At 42.6% G+C, this 14,188-nt stretch carries 11 protein-coding genes; 1 reads left to right on the plus strand and 10 read right to left on the minus strand.

Translation table 11 applies throughout. From position 1 onward, the window contains the following. Positions 1 to 271: 271 nt before the first annotated feature. The 10 genes from N8M93_RS05200 to N8M93_RS05245 form a co-directional block, all read right to left on the minus strand. On the minus strand, positions 272 to 1,216 hold the full coding sequence (locus N8M93_RS05200) for an ArsA family ATPase (protein WP_261130145.1): 945 nt from the start codon (positions 1,214 to 1,216) through the stop codon (positions 272 to 274). An 18-nt stretch (positions 1,217 to 1,234) separates the two neighbouring features. Further along, positions 1,235 to 1,501: a cory-CC-star protein gene (locus N8M93_RS05205; protein ID WP_221568885.1), complete on the minus strand. Its 267-nt coding sequence runs from the start codon at positions 1,499 to 1,501 to the stop codon at positions 1,235 to 1,237. A 14-nt stretch (positions 1,502 to 1,515) separates the two neighbouring features. After that, positions 1,516 to 1,821 carry a hypothetical protein gene (locus N8M93_RS05210; RefSeq protein ID WP_261130152.1) on the minus strand — a complete coding sequence of 102 codons (306 nt, stop codon included), beginning with the start codon at positions 1,819 to 1,821 and terminating at the stop codon, positions 1,516 to 1,518. Between the two features lie 157 nt (positions 1,822 to 1,978). Then, complete coding sequence (locus N8M93_RS05215; protein WP_261130153.1) at positions 1,979 to 3,721, minus strand: carbon starvation protein A; 1,743 nt, start codon at positions 3,719 to 3,721, stop codon at positions 1,979 to 1,981. Positions 3,722 to 4,195: 474 nt separating this feature from the next. Continuing rightward, a complete protein-coding gene (locus N8M93_RS05220) occupies positions 4,196 to 5,176 on the minus strand; it encodes a hypothetical protein (protein WP_261130154.1) in 981 nt (326 codons plus the stop codon). Positions 5,177 to 5,224: 48 nt separating this feature from the next. Then, entirely contained in the window at positions 5,225 to 6,073 is an 849-nt protein-coding gene (locus tag N8M93_RS05225) for a hypothetical protein (RefSeq protein ID WP_261130155.1), read from the minus strand. 625 nt (positions 6,074 to 6,698) lie between these two features. After that, complete coding sequence (locus N8M93_RS05230) at positions 6,699 to 8,036, minus strand: S8 family serine peptidase (protein ID WP_261130156.1); 1,338 nt, start codon at positions 8,034 to 8,036, stop codon at positions 6,699 to 6,701. A 608-nt stretch (positions 8,037 to 8,644) separates the two neighbouring features. Beyond that, entirely contained in the window at positions 8,645 to 9,541 is an 897-nt protein-coding gene (locus tag N8M93_RS05235) for a glycine betaine ABC transporter substrate-binding protein (RefSeq protein WP_261130157.1), read from the minus strand. A 9-nt stretch (positions 9,542 to 9,550) separates the two neighbouring features. Continuing rightward, a complete protein-coding gene (locus tag N8M93_RS05240) occupies positions 9,551 to 10,201 on the minus strand; it encodes an ABC transporter permease (protein ID WP_314728263.1) in 651 nt (216 codons plus the stop codon). A 15-nt stretch (positions 10,202 to 10,216) separates the two neighbouring features. Continuing rightward, positions 10,217 to 11,335: an ABC transporter ATP-binding protein gene (locus tag N8M93_RS05245; protein ID WP_261130158.1), complete on the minus strand. Its 1,119-nt coding sequence runs from the start codon at positions 11,333 to 11,335 to the stop codon at positions 10,217 to 10,219. A 341-nt stretch (positions 11,336 to 11,676) separates the two neighbouring features. Here N8M93_RS05245 and N8M93_RS05250 point away from each other — a divergent pair, with 341 nt between their 5' ends. Continuing rightward, positions 11,677 to 14,184, plus strand: a complete 2,508-nt coding sequence (locus tag N8M93_RS05250) for a transglycosylase domain-containing protein (protein WP_261130159.1) — start codon at positions 11,677 to 11,679, stop codon at positions 14,182 to 14,184. Positions 14,185 to 14,188 lie beyond the last annotated feature (4 nt).

Raw genomic sequence — 14,188 nt, forward strand, 5'->3', positions numbered from 1 at the left:
ACGTTCAGTTACCTCCTTAGCGTTTTCGTCTGAAAAGTCAGACGGAAAAATCATTTTACCAGAGTTTGGAACCCTCAACAAGGTAAACTTACAAGACAACCCAATAAAGAACATGCCGAATGTAAAGAAAACTTGGCTCAGCCAAGCAATTCTGCAGGCTGAGCCTTAGTTGCGCTTATATTGACGAAAAAATATTCTTTAAGTGCAAAAATGCCTGGACCTCCCATAAGAGACCCAGACATTTCTTTTTTCGCATCTTACATAATTTATCTTATTGAAACAGTTCTTCTTGCATTGCTTCACTGATTCGGTCTAACGCTTCTAGCGTGGAAACGTCACCATCGAGGAGTGGAATGAAAATTTTCTCTAGCTGATTGAATTTCGTATCGATCATTTGGAGATATTCCTTTTCCTGTTCCTTTCGATTGCGGAGGAAAGAACTGTCTTCCACATCAGGTAAGAGCTTGTTGACTACGAGTGTATTGACGAGCAAATCGTGTTTTCTCAACATTTCGACTGCTTTTTCCGTTTCTAAAATCGGAAGCCGTTCTGCGTTCAATACAAATACATACTCCGTCAGTGAATCATCTAATAATATTTTCCGTACTTCAGCGAAACGCTCTTTCCTTTTATCAAGGATGTCATAGATCGGGTCCTCTACCGGTTCCCCGTCTCCCATCCATGCAGAAAAATTTTTATTCAAGTTTTCACGTCTTTTCAGCATCCCGTCGATCCAGGCCCCCATCAACTCCGGCAGGGTCAACAGCCTGATCGTATGCCCGGTTGGAGCTGTATCGAAAACGATCGTATCGAACGAACCTTTTTCATCTAAAATGATTGATACAAGTCGATCGAACATTGCTGCTTCATCGGCTCCCGGAGAACTTCCAGCAAGGTCGATCTGACGATGGACTTCCTCTACCATTTTCGCTTTGACAAGACCTTTGAGGTTATCTTTTACGCCATCAAGATAACGTTTTGTTTCTTCATTCGGGTCGATTTCGATTGCAAAAAGGTTCTCCGATAATAGCTTTGGCTTTCCAGATAATCGTTTATGGAAAATGTCCCCTACATTATGAGCCGGGTCAGTCGAAACCAACAACGTTTTCTGCCCTTTTCTTGCTGACGTCAATGCAAATGCTGAGGCTGACGTCGATTTCCCCACTCCACCTTTTCCACCAAAAAATACGATTTGTTTATTTACAATCTTCTTCACACACCTCACAACCTCTCATCAACAACAACGAATTCCTTCCAATGGTGACTTTTCCATTCCCATCCGTAGATGCCAATCATGGAACTTCTCCAGAATCGATGGATACAGTTCAAGTGTATAATATGAAACTGGATTCGGAATTCCGAGTAATTCTGAAAAGCATAACAATAAAAACAGATCATCCTCATCGCGAAGCTCCCGCTTGATCTCTGTTTTATGATTATGGCTTAATATTTCATCATATAATTCGATCAGTCTTTTAAAAGACCACTTCGCTTCAGTCATCATCACTCACCCCGCTAGTTCATTTCTTGTTGTATACGTTTTAATAGTTCCTTATTCGACTGGCTATGATTATTATTAATCCACCGTCCGTTCATGAAAACCGCTCCACGGCGGGCTCTCCAAAAAAGATTCTTGAGAACATCAAGTAATCCTATTCTACCATGTCGGACCTGACTAAACATATAAACCGCAATGGAAATCAGATTTCGTGGATCTGCATAAACAAGGTTCACCTGATCCCCATATTCTTTTACAATTTGCTGATACAATACACCGATTTCCTGCATCTCTTTCCGATCATCTTCAAATTGATCTGACATACTGATGAACCCTTCACCAGAAACACCACCGCATCAGCCTCCGCCTATCTCAGGCAATACACGTATGACAAGGATTTCGTGTTTCATCATCGATTCCCCTTTTCAATTCATTCAAAAAGGGGAGCAGTTTCCCGCCCCCCCTCAAGCCATCAATTTATCAAGCCGTTTTATCCATATCAGATGGATCTTGTTTTTTACTCAAAACTTGGAAAGCTTCTATGATGATCCATAGAGCGAATCCAAGAATCAATGCACCGAAGATGAACAACAAGACATTCGTATCCGCTGCTCCTGCACCAGACCATTCGAAAATGACCTGTTTACCCATCGCCCAGACAGTCATGAAGAGGACGAACACCATGGGTATGAATGTTGGCATGAAATTCCGCCCTTGCTTTTTCAACCAGATCGAGACAAGAAGCAAACTGATTCCTGCTAATAGCTGGTTGGATGTACCGAATAACGGCCATAGCAAGTATCCGCCAGAGCCGAATCCATTCGGTCCTTCTGGAAGCAGAACCAACATAGCACTTGTACCAACAGCGATCGATGTTGCAACATGTGCCTTCGTCAATGCTGGAAGCTTGTACTCAGTTCCAAGCTCTGAAATGATGTAACGCATCAAACGAACTGAAGTATCAAGAGAGGTTGCCGCAAAACTGATGACGATGACGGCTACGATCGTCGATGCGATATTAGCAGGAATTCCTACACCTGATGCAAGTACCCCTGCACCGCCGATGAAGTTTCCTAGACCTCCAGCACTTGCTGCAGCGAAACTGCTATAAGCTGCTGTGAAGTCAGCTCCAGTTGCAAAGAACGTCGTTACAGCAATGATTGCAAGTAACGCGAGCATCCCTTCCCCAACAGCACCAAGATAACCTACGAATTTAGCATCCGTTTCCTTATCAAGCTGTTTAGAGGAAGTTCCAGATGCGACTAGACCATGGAAGCCTGAAATCGCACCGCAGGCAATCGTGATGAATAAGAGCGGCCACATCGATATATCAGTACCTGAATTTACCGCTGGTGCAGTGATTTCCGGGTTTGTGAAGAGTACACCCAAGTAAAGGATGACCAAACCAAGGACAAGTTGATGAGAGTTGATATAATCCCTTGGCTGCAATAGCTTCCATACAGGTAGAGTAGAAGCGATATACACATAAACCATCAATACAATGATCCAGACTAAGAACGCCATCGAGACGCCGTTCAATCCGAACATGACAGTGTTTTCTTCTCCGCCGAACCATTTGACTAGGTCGATTTTAAGGACGTCGAATTGAGAAGCGAGAACTGCAGCACCATACATGAATGCAAGTGCGACAATGGATGGCAACAACATGCTCCGACTTTTTTTATAAACTGCATACCCGATCCAGATCGCCAATGGAATCTGGATGAAAATCGATAATACCGTAGCTGGGAAGTTAACGAACAGGTTGGCGATGACCCATGCAAACACTGCGTTAACCATCAATACGAGAATCAATATGATGAATAAGAACAAAATCTTTGCTCGATGACCGATCAATTTGTTTGCAATGGTACCAACAGATTGACCTTTGTTACGTACAGATAATACGAGTGCTCCGAAATCATGCACACCGGCTGCGAATACGGTTCCAAGAATGACCCATATCACTGCCGGAAGCCAGCCCCAATAAACAGCTATTGCCGGCCCCACAATCGGTGCCGCTCCTGCTACCGAGCTGTAATGATGCCCCCACAATACAAATCGATTTGTAGGAACAAAGTCGACCCCATCTTTGTATTTATGTGCTGGAGTCTCAAAATTCGCGTCAAGCTTGTAAATCTTTTCAGCTATGAATTTTGCATAATAGCGATAGCCTAGTAAAAAGATCGCTATTCCAATTACTGCCAAAAGCAAACTACTCATTACCTACCCCTCCCTTGTCTCATTACTACTATCGTAGGCAAAGACGTAACCGCTGTCAATATAATTAAAGAAAATTCAGAATGTTGGTATTTATAGGATAATTGGAATAAGACTGATTTACCTCTTAAATACACATTGTAGAGAATGCTTTTTGCTGGAAATCGATATTTGTTTATCATGTCGTTTGGCCGATAGTTGCTTCTTTTTGATCATATAAGTCCCATTTTCTTTTAGCGGTATAAATGTCAAATCTGGCCACATAGTGTACGAGTACGATTTGGGTCGTTATGAAAACTTGGCAAAGCCAAGCCTATGCGTAGGCTGAGCTATTGGTTCCTCGAAAAAGCAATTGCTTTTCCTTCGTGCGGTGTATTGCTTCCAAAGTTACCAGCTTGTGCACTGTGAAGAAAGTACTTTATTCTTTCTTCAACTGAAAAAAGACCGGGATTTCTCCCGGTCTTCCTAAGCTTAACGTTATGGTAGTGTGACTGTTTTTGTTTCAGTTCCTGTAGTAACTTCTGTTTCAAGATCAGTATCTACTTCAGTTCCTTCGTCGGTTTCTTCAGTAGTATCTTCATCAGTTTCAGAAGTGGTGTCCTCAGTAGTACCAGCAAGAACAGCAGAACCTTCAGCTGCATGTTCTTTTGCAATTTCACTAGCGTTTACATGTCCTTGTGCATTTGCTTTGTTTTCTGCAGAAATGTTAACTTCTTCAGTGTCATCAGTGTCTTCTTCTGTTTCTGCATCTTCGTCAGTTGCTTCCTCTTCTTCTTTTGCTTCTTCATCAGTATCTCTATTAGAATCTTCATCTTCATCTGTTTCTTCGTCTGCATCCTCGTCATCTTCAGTTTTAGCTTGGACATCTGTCTCGACAGTCAGCTCTTCTTCAGAGTTTGTATCTTCATCTGATTCAGGTGCAACCGAAAGATGAACTGCAGAGTTCTCAGCTGCATGTTCTTTGGCTACGTCACTTGCATGATAAGCACTGGATTTCGCCTTATTTTCTACAGAAGGATTGACTTTCTCTTCTTTCGGTCCTTCCATTTCTTCTTGTGCTGCATCCTCTTCTACTTCAGTTCCTGTTGTTTCTTCTGTTTTTACATCAGATCCAGTTGGCTCTTCAACTGGCACGTCTTCATTAGGTGTTTCTACATCAGTATCTGTCTCTGTTTCAGAACCAGCTTGTACTGCAGAATTAGGGGCTGCATTTTCTTTTGCTTTTTCACTGGCATTGACGTGCCCTTGAGATTCAGCCTTGTTTTCAGCAGATGGATTGGTCTTAGCTTTCGATTTAGATTCTGCTCTTACTTCGTCATCTAATGCTTGGACTTTTACCTCAGCCTTTTTCCCATTACCTGCTGCTTCAACTGAATCAATACCTACAAAAGTTCCAAATGCAAGCGCTCCCGCAAATACCAAAGATTTCACTACCATTTTTCTGTTAACTCGTACCATTAAAAATCTCTCCTTCTTCTTCTCATTTTTCGTTTTGTCGTTTTTTTATCAAACAGCATGAGGAAGAAGGCTGGATTTTGGCGGTGGTGAAGGCGGTGCATTGATCCACTGATTATGTTCTCTGCGATGTTCAGCTAAGAAATCACGATCAAGTGTGACCAATGGACCTGTCCCTGAAAAAGATAAAACATAGAAAAGAGAACCATTTCCAGATGTGTTAGAAGATCCATCTTTATGTTGATTTTGTTTGGATAGTTGATATCCGGTTTGTGAAGGTATCACAAATGGAGTATCGGCTGGACTTTCATCTTGTGGCAATGGCTGCTGATTAGATTTGGACTTTGCTGCATCTCTAACTGCAATTGTTTGTTTGTCATCAGTAGATTTGTTGCTGGAATTCAGCTTCTCTTTTAGTGGATATTGTCCATCTCCCTTCTGTATTCGTTCAGAAGAAGATGCATCTTTTAAAGGGATAAGGTCTTCACCACGGTCATTATGTACTGAGGTTCCGGGTTGATCAGTGTCCTGGCTTGGTTCATTCGTTTCTTTCTTTATCTTAGAAACACCGTTCCCATTTACTGACTTATCTCTTGCATCCTTATTCGCATGCACCGGTTTCCCTTTTTCGTGAGGTTGATCGACATTGTCAGGATCCGCTTTGGCTTGTTCTGGTAACTCCAGTTTTCCATTACGTTCTGCATTTTCATTTTGCCGATTATTATTATCAGTGTTTTTTAAAGCGTTTTCATTTTTCCGTTCTTCTGCTGGATTATCTGCCTCTACTGGAGGCTCAGATAATTCATCTGGTTTTCCATTCTCGTTCGCCAGAACTTCAGATGGAACCAACAGACATGCTCCCGCAATAAGCCCTTTAACAATCAGGGTTTGAATTCGCACATACTTCACCCCCTTTCGATTTCCACTATTAATACTTTTCTATTAAATATTGCAAATTATGTCGGGTGTTGGTGGTTTGCACTGACAAATGGATATTTAGCCCTACTGTTTTCCTTATTTTTCTAATCGAGATTTTCATAAGAAAAAGGGTCTGTCTAAAAAGAATAGTGTCAGACACCTCCAATACAACATTTTGAATCAGAACCATGATTTTTCGTGAAAAGATGTTAATTTCGGAGAGAGTCAGACACTTTTTGGACAGCCTCACTTAGATAAAGAGGAAATAGTAGGTTGATGACGCTATTTTGATCTGCCAAATACGTTTATCTCTACAACTCGGACCAAAACGCTGCAATTTTACAATTATCTCTACAACTATGAATTTATCTCTAAAACTCCGGAATTATTTCTACAACTCCTAATTTATCTCTAAATTGATGAACTAGTAGCCAGGGTTATCAAGTGGCGAATGTCCACAATCTATTGAAAGTGGCGGTGATCCGTTCCTCCACAACCAATGATTCTGATTCAACGAAAAAGCAACGAAGGAAAACGAACACCCTTTTCCTCGTTGCTTTTTCATTTAAGGAACTTATTGGACATCCTCTCAAGCAATTATCAACTATTATCTAGAAACTGAAAGAACAGCTTCATACGCGTTAACGTAACCTGCACCTACTTCATGAAGTTCGTACCCCGCCATCGGATCAGCGGTATTGATCATTACGTTGAATACTTCATCCGCTGTCAAATCCGGGTTGGCTTCAAGCATCAATGCTGCAACTCCAGAGATATGAGGCGTTGCCATGCTTGTGCCGCTTGCTGTCGTGTAATACGGAAGGTGTGCTGGGTCGATATATGTGATGTCTGTCGTCGTGCCAAGTAGGTTCATCACTAATCCTGTAGATGATTTCGCTGCAACAATATCAACACCTGGTGCTGTAATATCGGGGTGGATGAGCTCATCTCCTGGAATCCCTCTAGAAGAAAAATCAGCTAATTGTTTGTCCTTTGTTCCTGCAGCTACTGAGATGACCCAAGGTGCAGCAGAATAAGGATTCAGTGTATCGTTATCGGGGCCTTCATTTCCAGCTGCAAAAGCCACAACCATTCCAGCATCATAGGCTGCCTTACTCGCTACATTGATCGGGTCATTCGGAGAATATTCCCCTGTAGTACCCCAGCTGTTGCTGATGACATCGATCCCGTATTCATCCTGGTTTTCTAAGACATAATCAAAAGCTTCAAGCGCCCAGAGTACACTGATCGCTTCCCCAGTACCAAGTCCGACAAGCTTCGCATCAGGAGCTACACCTGTATATAGACCATCACTTGATGTACCATTCCCTGCAATCGTACCTGCAACGTGGGTTCCATGACCAGAAGATGTATCGGTATTCGCTACATTCTCTAAATAAAGTGCCTCGGATCCGTCTGAGAACAAGCTATCCCCTACTAAGAATTTTACGTTTTGGACGACCTTGTCTCCAAGTGGCAAATCAGGATGAGTCGCATCTATCCCACTATCGATGACAGCTACTGTAGTTCCTTTACCTGTATAGCCCAGGTCATTCCATACCTGTTCTGCACCAATCAATTGGCGACTATCACGGAGTTTATACTCAAGATCTTTATTATAAAAAATCGAAACCGCATCAATAGCTGATGAAAGTAATGAATCTACCTCTAATTTTGTACCTTGGATGGCGACCATCGGCAGATTCTTGAACGTTTTCGTTGTCAGACCAAAACCTTCAAGTTCTTCAATTTCTTCAGCTGACGGCATTGTGTCATACGTGATAACCGCTTCGACGATGAACTGGTTACCCGCTGCACTCAGCACATTCGCAAGAGCATCATCAACCTCGATCGAAGATGCCTGCGCCTGGTGATTGGATTGAGCTGCAAAAAACAATCCAATAATCAAAGCTGTGCTTAGAATAATTGAACTGAGTCTCTTCATACGTGTTGCCTCCCCAAAATAAAGTAATTGTCTAATTTTTCTTTCAATTACAATTTTCGAGGAATTTCTTAATCAAAACAATCAAGCAATAGATAGAAATGTTAAATAGGTCCTATTCTTAATATCATAGTACCAACGATTTACCCCATACCCTATAATCAGTAGACAAACCCCTCTTCCGCGGCACCATTCCAATGTACCACCTTTCTACAATCCAGCTGTATCAGGGGTTCCCCCTTGGTGCCTGGCACCGCTCAACAATCCAGCTGTACCAGGGGTTCTCGTTTGGTGCCTGGCACCGAACAGGAGAGAGGAGAACCTTAGCGGACACAGGAGCCCTTATTTTATGTAAAATCGGTCATTCTAAAAAATTAACGGACACCAGAGCTCTTATTTCGTTAAAATCATATGAAATCAGCTCTTTTGTTCACAAATAACACCTCTGGTGTCCGCTAAATTCTTATACACCGCATTTTTGGCCAAAATAACGGCTCTGGTGTCCGTTTTAGTGATAAAAGAAAAAACAAAAAGGCTGACCCAAACATTGATGAAAATCGTTGTTTGGGATCAGCCATTTTTCAAATGTGTTACAAGCCGTTGATGTCAGCTTAGTCAATCAACCCTTTTTGTTTCAGGAAGTCGATTGCGACTTGTTTTGGATCTTCGTTATCGATGTCTACCTTCGCATTCATTTCAGCCATTTCTTCTGAAGAAATCTTTCCTTCCAATTTCTTCATCACTTTTTCGACTTCAGGGAATTTATCCAACGCTTCCTGTCGGATCACTGGAGCAGCATAATATGGTGGGAAGAAGTTCTTGTCATCCTCCAATACTTTCAAATTAAAGCGTTCGATTCGTCCGTCTGTGGTGAACGCCGTGATGAGATCGACCTCCCCATCCTTGACTGCATTATACATCAAGTTCGGATCCAGACTTTCCTTACTTTTGAAGTTAAAATCGTAAGTTTCTACATATGGATCGTATCCATCCGGCCGTTCATAAAATTCCGGTGGTGCCGCGAAAACAAGGTCTTCAGATTTTCCCGCTAGTTCTGACGTTGTTTTAACACCTAATTGATTATAGGTTTCTTCCGTCATCGCTAACCCATAGTTGTTTTCGAACCCTAGCGGGGGCAGCCATACGATATCCTTTTCTTTCTTATATCCCTTTTTTGTCGCTTCATATACTTCCTCAGGGGATTGATCAGGATTGTACTTTTCTTTCAACACCGCCAGGTATCCAGTACCGGAGTACTCGACATACATGTCGATATCTCCGCTTTCCATCGCCTTTGTCAATACATCAACTTCACCAAGACCCTCTTTCACTTGTACATCATAATCCGTGTTGCCTTTGATATATTCAGCCATCAAATGAGGAAGGATATATTGCTCTGTCCATTTCTTACCTGAGATGACGAGGGTATCACCTCCAGCTCCTCCGCCTCCACAACCAGAAACAATCAACATCAATAGTAAAATCGGTAACAATGTCTTTTTCAACATGATATCCTCCTAGTCTTGTTTTTTAAGCCCTTTTGGCGTAACGATCCGTTCAATACCTTTCAAAATCGAATCAAAAAAGATTGCAAGCAATGCAGCTGGGATCGCACCTGCTAAAACAAGCTCGTTATTCAATGTACTTAAACCTCTGTAGATGACATCTCCTAAACCACCAGCTCCAATAAAGGTTGCCAGTGTAGCAACTCCGATCGTCAATACGGTTGCTGTTCGGATCCCTGCCATGATGACAGGCAAGGCTAAAGGAAATTCGATTTTCCATAGTATTTGCCACGATGTCATTCCCATTCCTTTACCAGCCTGGATCAAAGCATCGTCAACACCAACGATCCCTGTGTATGTATTTCTTAAAATCGGTAAAAGTGCATAGACCATCAATGCAATGATTGCCGGCGTGCTCCCTATCCCAAAAACGGGAAGGAGAAATCCGAATAAGGCTAAGCTTGGGATGGTTTGGAAAATCGCTGTGATCCCGATGACGATTTCTGCGATTTTTTTTAATCTGGAGATAATGATCCCCAATGGTACGGAAATCAAAATTCCTATCAGAATCGAAACGAACGAGAGATATAAATGTTCTTCAAGCGCCGTAAGAATAGTCGGCCATCTATTAATGAATGTGTTTATAAAACTGTTCCAGTCCAATGAAATACCTCATTTCTATACGGTTTGTTTCATTCCGGCAAGTCCTCTCATCATGCTTGATTTTGTGATCAAGCCCGCTAACTTTCCTTCTTCAAGTACTGGGATGGTCTTGACCTGATGTTTTGCGAAGATTTCTGCAATGTCAGTATAAACGGTTTCGGCTGTTACAGAATGCGAAACTTGTGACATGATGTTTTCAACCTTTTTGGTTTCATCACCATAATGCGCTTCTAAAACGGAAAGCTCCAAAACACCTTCAAGTATTCCTTTACCGCTCGTAACCATCAGACTGTCGACCGAATACGTTTTCATGATTTGCAAGGCTTCTGCAAGCCCTCTGTTCGGTTTGACAGTCGCAACTTTGGAGAGCATCAAGGATTTCGCTGTCTTCCCGCCAATTTCTTTACTCATCCGTTCTTCTCCAATAAAATCTTCCACGAATTGATTGGCAGGATGTCTCAGTATTTGATCTGGTGTATCCAATTGAATGATTTCACCACTATCCATGATCGCTATCCTATCTGCGATCTTCAGGGCTTCATCCATATCATGAGTGACAAATACGATCGTCTTGTGGATGTTATCCTGTAACGCTACAAGTTCATCCTGCAATTGCTCCCGACTGATAGGGTCCAATGCACTGAACGGTTCATCCATGAGTACGACAGGCGGTTCAGCAGCCAAGGCTCTTATTACCCCGATACGCTGTTGTTGGCCACCGCTCAATTCAGAAGGATAGCGTTTTTTAAATACCTTGGGCTCAAGTCCGACAAGGTCCAAAAGTTCATCTACTCGATGTATGTATTTATCCTTAGACCATCCTTTCATTTTCGGTACAAGTGCCACATTATCTTCTATGGTCATATGAGGAAATAGACCGATTTGCTGGATAACATAGCCGATATTTCTTCTAAGTTGGACAGGATTTTGATCTTTGATATTCTTTCCATCCACATGGATCTCCCCGCTGCTTGGTTCCAATAAGCGATTGATCATTTTCATTGTTGTCGTTTTTCCGCACCCACTCGGGCCGATCAACGTCACCAGCTCTCCCTTATTGATATGAAGGTTGATGTTTTTCAACGCTTGGAATCCATCTGGGAAGGTCTTACTGACTTGTTTGAACTCGATCATGCATGTTCCCCCTTCTAACGATCATCATTTTAGATTACCCTCTCTTCTCATAAATAAACACGATTCTCACTTTAATCATCGGTTTTTCTTCGCAATATTCCACTCCAGAAAAACCTTCAGAGGAGATCAGGGACACCATATCATAAAAAAAAAATGCAGAACTGCTTCTGTCTCTCGTGGCCGTCACCTTTCACCGGGATGCTTGAAAATCAACTTTGAAAACGAACAAGGCTTTTTCTTCAAAACAATCAGACAATTTCCACCAATGTTTATAATTGGAATTTGACGGGTACTTTCAAATCAATACTTTTATTTTTTCAAAAAGAAAGGTCGTGTCAATCATGTCCCGTTTTCAAAACAAGAAAGAAGCAAGACAATCGAAGAATCAAAAAGGATATTTTAAAGTATTTCTAGCGACCTTCCTCGTCTTTTTACTTATATTAGTCGCAGGCGGAGTGACTGGGCTCGCCTTTATTCAAGATGCTCCGGATTTAACAGAAAAAGAATTGAAGTATGCCAACTCCTCTACGATTTACGATATGAATGGAGAGAAAATCACAGAGCTTGCAGGTAGTGAGCATCGAATTCCAATCAACATCGAGAATGTACCCCAACACGTCAAGCAAGCATTCATCGCAATAGAGGATACACGATTTAGAGAGCACTTCGGGTTGGATCTCAAGAGGATCGGCGGTGCAGCTCTAGCTAACCTGAAAGAAGGCTGGGGTTCTGAAGGTGGTAGTACAATCACCCAACAAGTCGTGAAAAATACATATTTATCTCCGGAAAAGACGATCAAGCGAAAGATTCAAGAAGCCTATTTAGCTGTAAAATTGGAACGGAAGTACTCAAAAGATCAGATTTTGGAAATGTACCTCAACCGGATCTACTTCGGAAATGGTGCCTATGGTCTAGGAGCGGCTGCAGATGTATATTTCGGTAAAAGTGTCGAAGAATTGACCGTCGCAGAAGCTGCCCTTCTTGCTGGACTGCCCCAAAGACCTAATGGGTATGACCCGATCAAACATCCAGAAAATGCACTTGAGAGAAGAAGTATCGTACTTTCATCAATGAAAAAACAAGGATACATCTCAAAAACAGAAGAAAAAAAGGCGAACGCCACAAAGTTAGAAGAAATCCTCTATAAGAAACCTGAAAATAAAGGATACCAGGCTTTTGTCGACCATGTCATCGAAGAATTACTCAAAAAAGGATACAATGAAAGCGAACTCTATACAGGCGGTTTGAAGATTTATACGACTCTTGATCCTGAAGCTCAATCCTATACTGAAAAAATGATGACTGGAAATGATGTGATCCCTTATCCGAATGAAGATTTCAAAGCCGGGATCGTGCTCCTGGATACGAAGACAGGAGCAATCCGGGCAATCGGTGGTAATCGAAATCCTGAGGAACAAGATATCAAACGCGGGTACAACTATGCGACCGATATCAAACGTCAACCTGGTTCAACGATCAAGCCGATTTTAGACTATGGACCCGCAATTGAATTTGAAAAATGGTCAACGTATCATCAGATTGAAGATGATGAACTCGAAATCAATGGCAAAGAATTCAAGAACTATGACGATAAGTTCCATGGCATGTTATCGATGAGGGAGGCACTCGTAAAGTCGTATAATATCCCTGCAATCAAAGCCTTCATGGAGGTTGGCGGAGATCGCGCCAAGAAATTCGCTGAGAATGTCGGCGTTACTCTTGAACATGCCTATCCTTCCTATGCAATTGGCGGATTCGGCGATAACGATGGTGTGTCACCTCTTCAAATGGCCGGTGCATATGCTGCCTTCGGAAACCAGGGGATGTACAATCAACCGTACACTGTGACAAAAATCACCTATCCGACAGGTGAAACGAAAGAGTTCGAAACAAAAGCACAAAAGGCTATGAATCAATACACCGCATACATGGTCACGGATATGTTGAAGGATGTAGTCCGTGAAGGAACCGGTACCCTCGCTAACATCGAAGGGTTGCCGTTAGCTGGTAAAACCGGCACTACCAATCCTCCTGAGGGAATTAAAGAGGGTTCCACAGATTCATGGTTTGTCGGCTACACAACACAATATACCGCTGCAGTATGGACCGGTTATGAACAAACATCAGCTGAACAATATGTAACAAAGAGAGACTCGGATATTGCCAAACTACTGTTCAAACAAGTCGTGTCCCATGTTTCAAAGAATACTACAACAGAGGATTTTGTAAAGCCTTCAACTGTAGAGGAAGTGAAGATCGATGAACGGAATGGACAAAAAGCTTCAAGCCATACACCTTCATCAAGTACCACTACAGAACTGTTCGTAAAAGGAACCGACATCCCAAGTGCATACAAACCGCCTAAGAAAGACGATGATAGTAAAGAAGATAAAGATAAGAAAAAGGAAGACTCCGATGAAGACCCCTCAGAGGGAAATGAAGATGAGGATTCAGAAGAAGGGTCCGGCGGTGATGACGGGTCCGGTGATGACGACGGGTCCGGTGGTGATGATGGATCTGGTGGTGACGACGGATCCGGTGATGATGATGGATCCGGTGGTGACGACGGCTCCGGTGATGATGATGGATCCGGTGGTGACGACGGCTCCGGTGATGACGATGGATCGGGTGATGACGATGGATCCGGTGGTGATGACGGATCCGGTGGTGATGACGGGTCCGGGGGTGACGACGGATCCGGGGGTGACGACGGATCCGGGGGTGACGACGGCTCCGGGGGTGATGACGGGTCCAGTGGTGATGATGACACTAGTGATGACAGTTCTGAAGATACCTCTGCCTCCAGCAGCTCCAGCAACAGTTCAGATGAAACTGAAGATAACGATTAAACTA

The organism is Bacillus sp. Marseille-Q3570 (genome assembly GCF_946151055.1).
GTDB lineage: Bacteria > Bacillota > Bacilli > Bacillales > Fictibacillaceae > Pseudalkalibacillus.

What these genes read in the sequence shown, in the direction of transcription:
- N8M93_RS05205 (WP_221568885.1), bottom strand. Translation starts at nt 1,501, where the DNA reads ATGACTGAAGCGAAGTGGTCTTTTAAAAGACTGATCGAATTATATGAT.
- N8M93_RS05215 (WP_261130153.1), bottom strand. Translation starts at nt 3,721, where the DNA reads ATGAGTAGTTTGCTTTTGGCAGTAATTGGAATAGCGATCTTTTTACTA.
- N8M93_RS05230 (WP_261130156.1), bottom strand. Translation starts at nt 8,036, where the DNA reads ATGAAGAGACTCAGTTCAATTATTCTAAGCACAGCTTTGATTATTGGA.
- N8M93_RS05220 (WP_261130154.1), bottom strand. Translation starts at nt 5,176, where the DNA reads ATGGTACGAGTTAACAGAAAAATGGTAGTGAAATCTTTGGTATTTGCG.
- N8M93_RS05235 (WP_261130157.1), bottom strand. Translation starts at nt 9,541, where the DNA reads ATGTTGAAAAAGACATTGTTACCGATTTTACTATTGATGTTGATTGTT.
- N8M93_RS05245 (WP_261130158.1), bottom strand. Translation starts at nt 11,335, where the DNA reads ATGATCGAGTTCAAACAAGTCAGTAAGACCTTCCCAGATGGATTCCAA.
- N8M93_RS05250 (WP_261130159.1), top strand. Translation starts at nt 11,677, where the DNA reads ATGTCCCGTTTTCAAAACAAGAAAGAAGCAAGACAATCGAAGAATCAA.
- N8M93_RS05210 (WP_261130152.1), bottom strand. Translation starts at nt 1,821, where the DNA reads ATGTCAGATCAATTTGAAGATGATCGGAAAGAGATGCAGGAAATCGGT.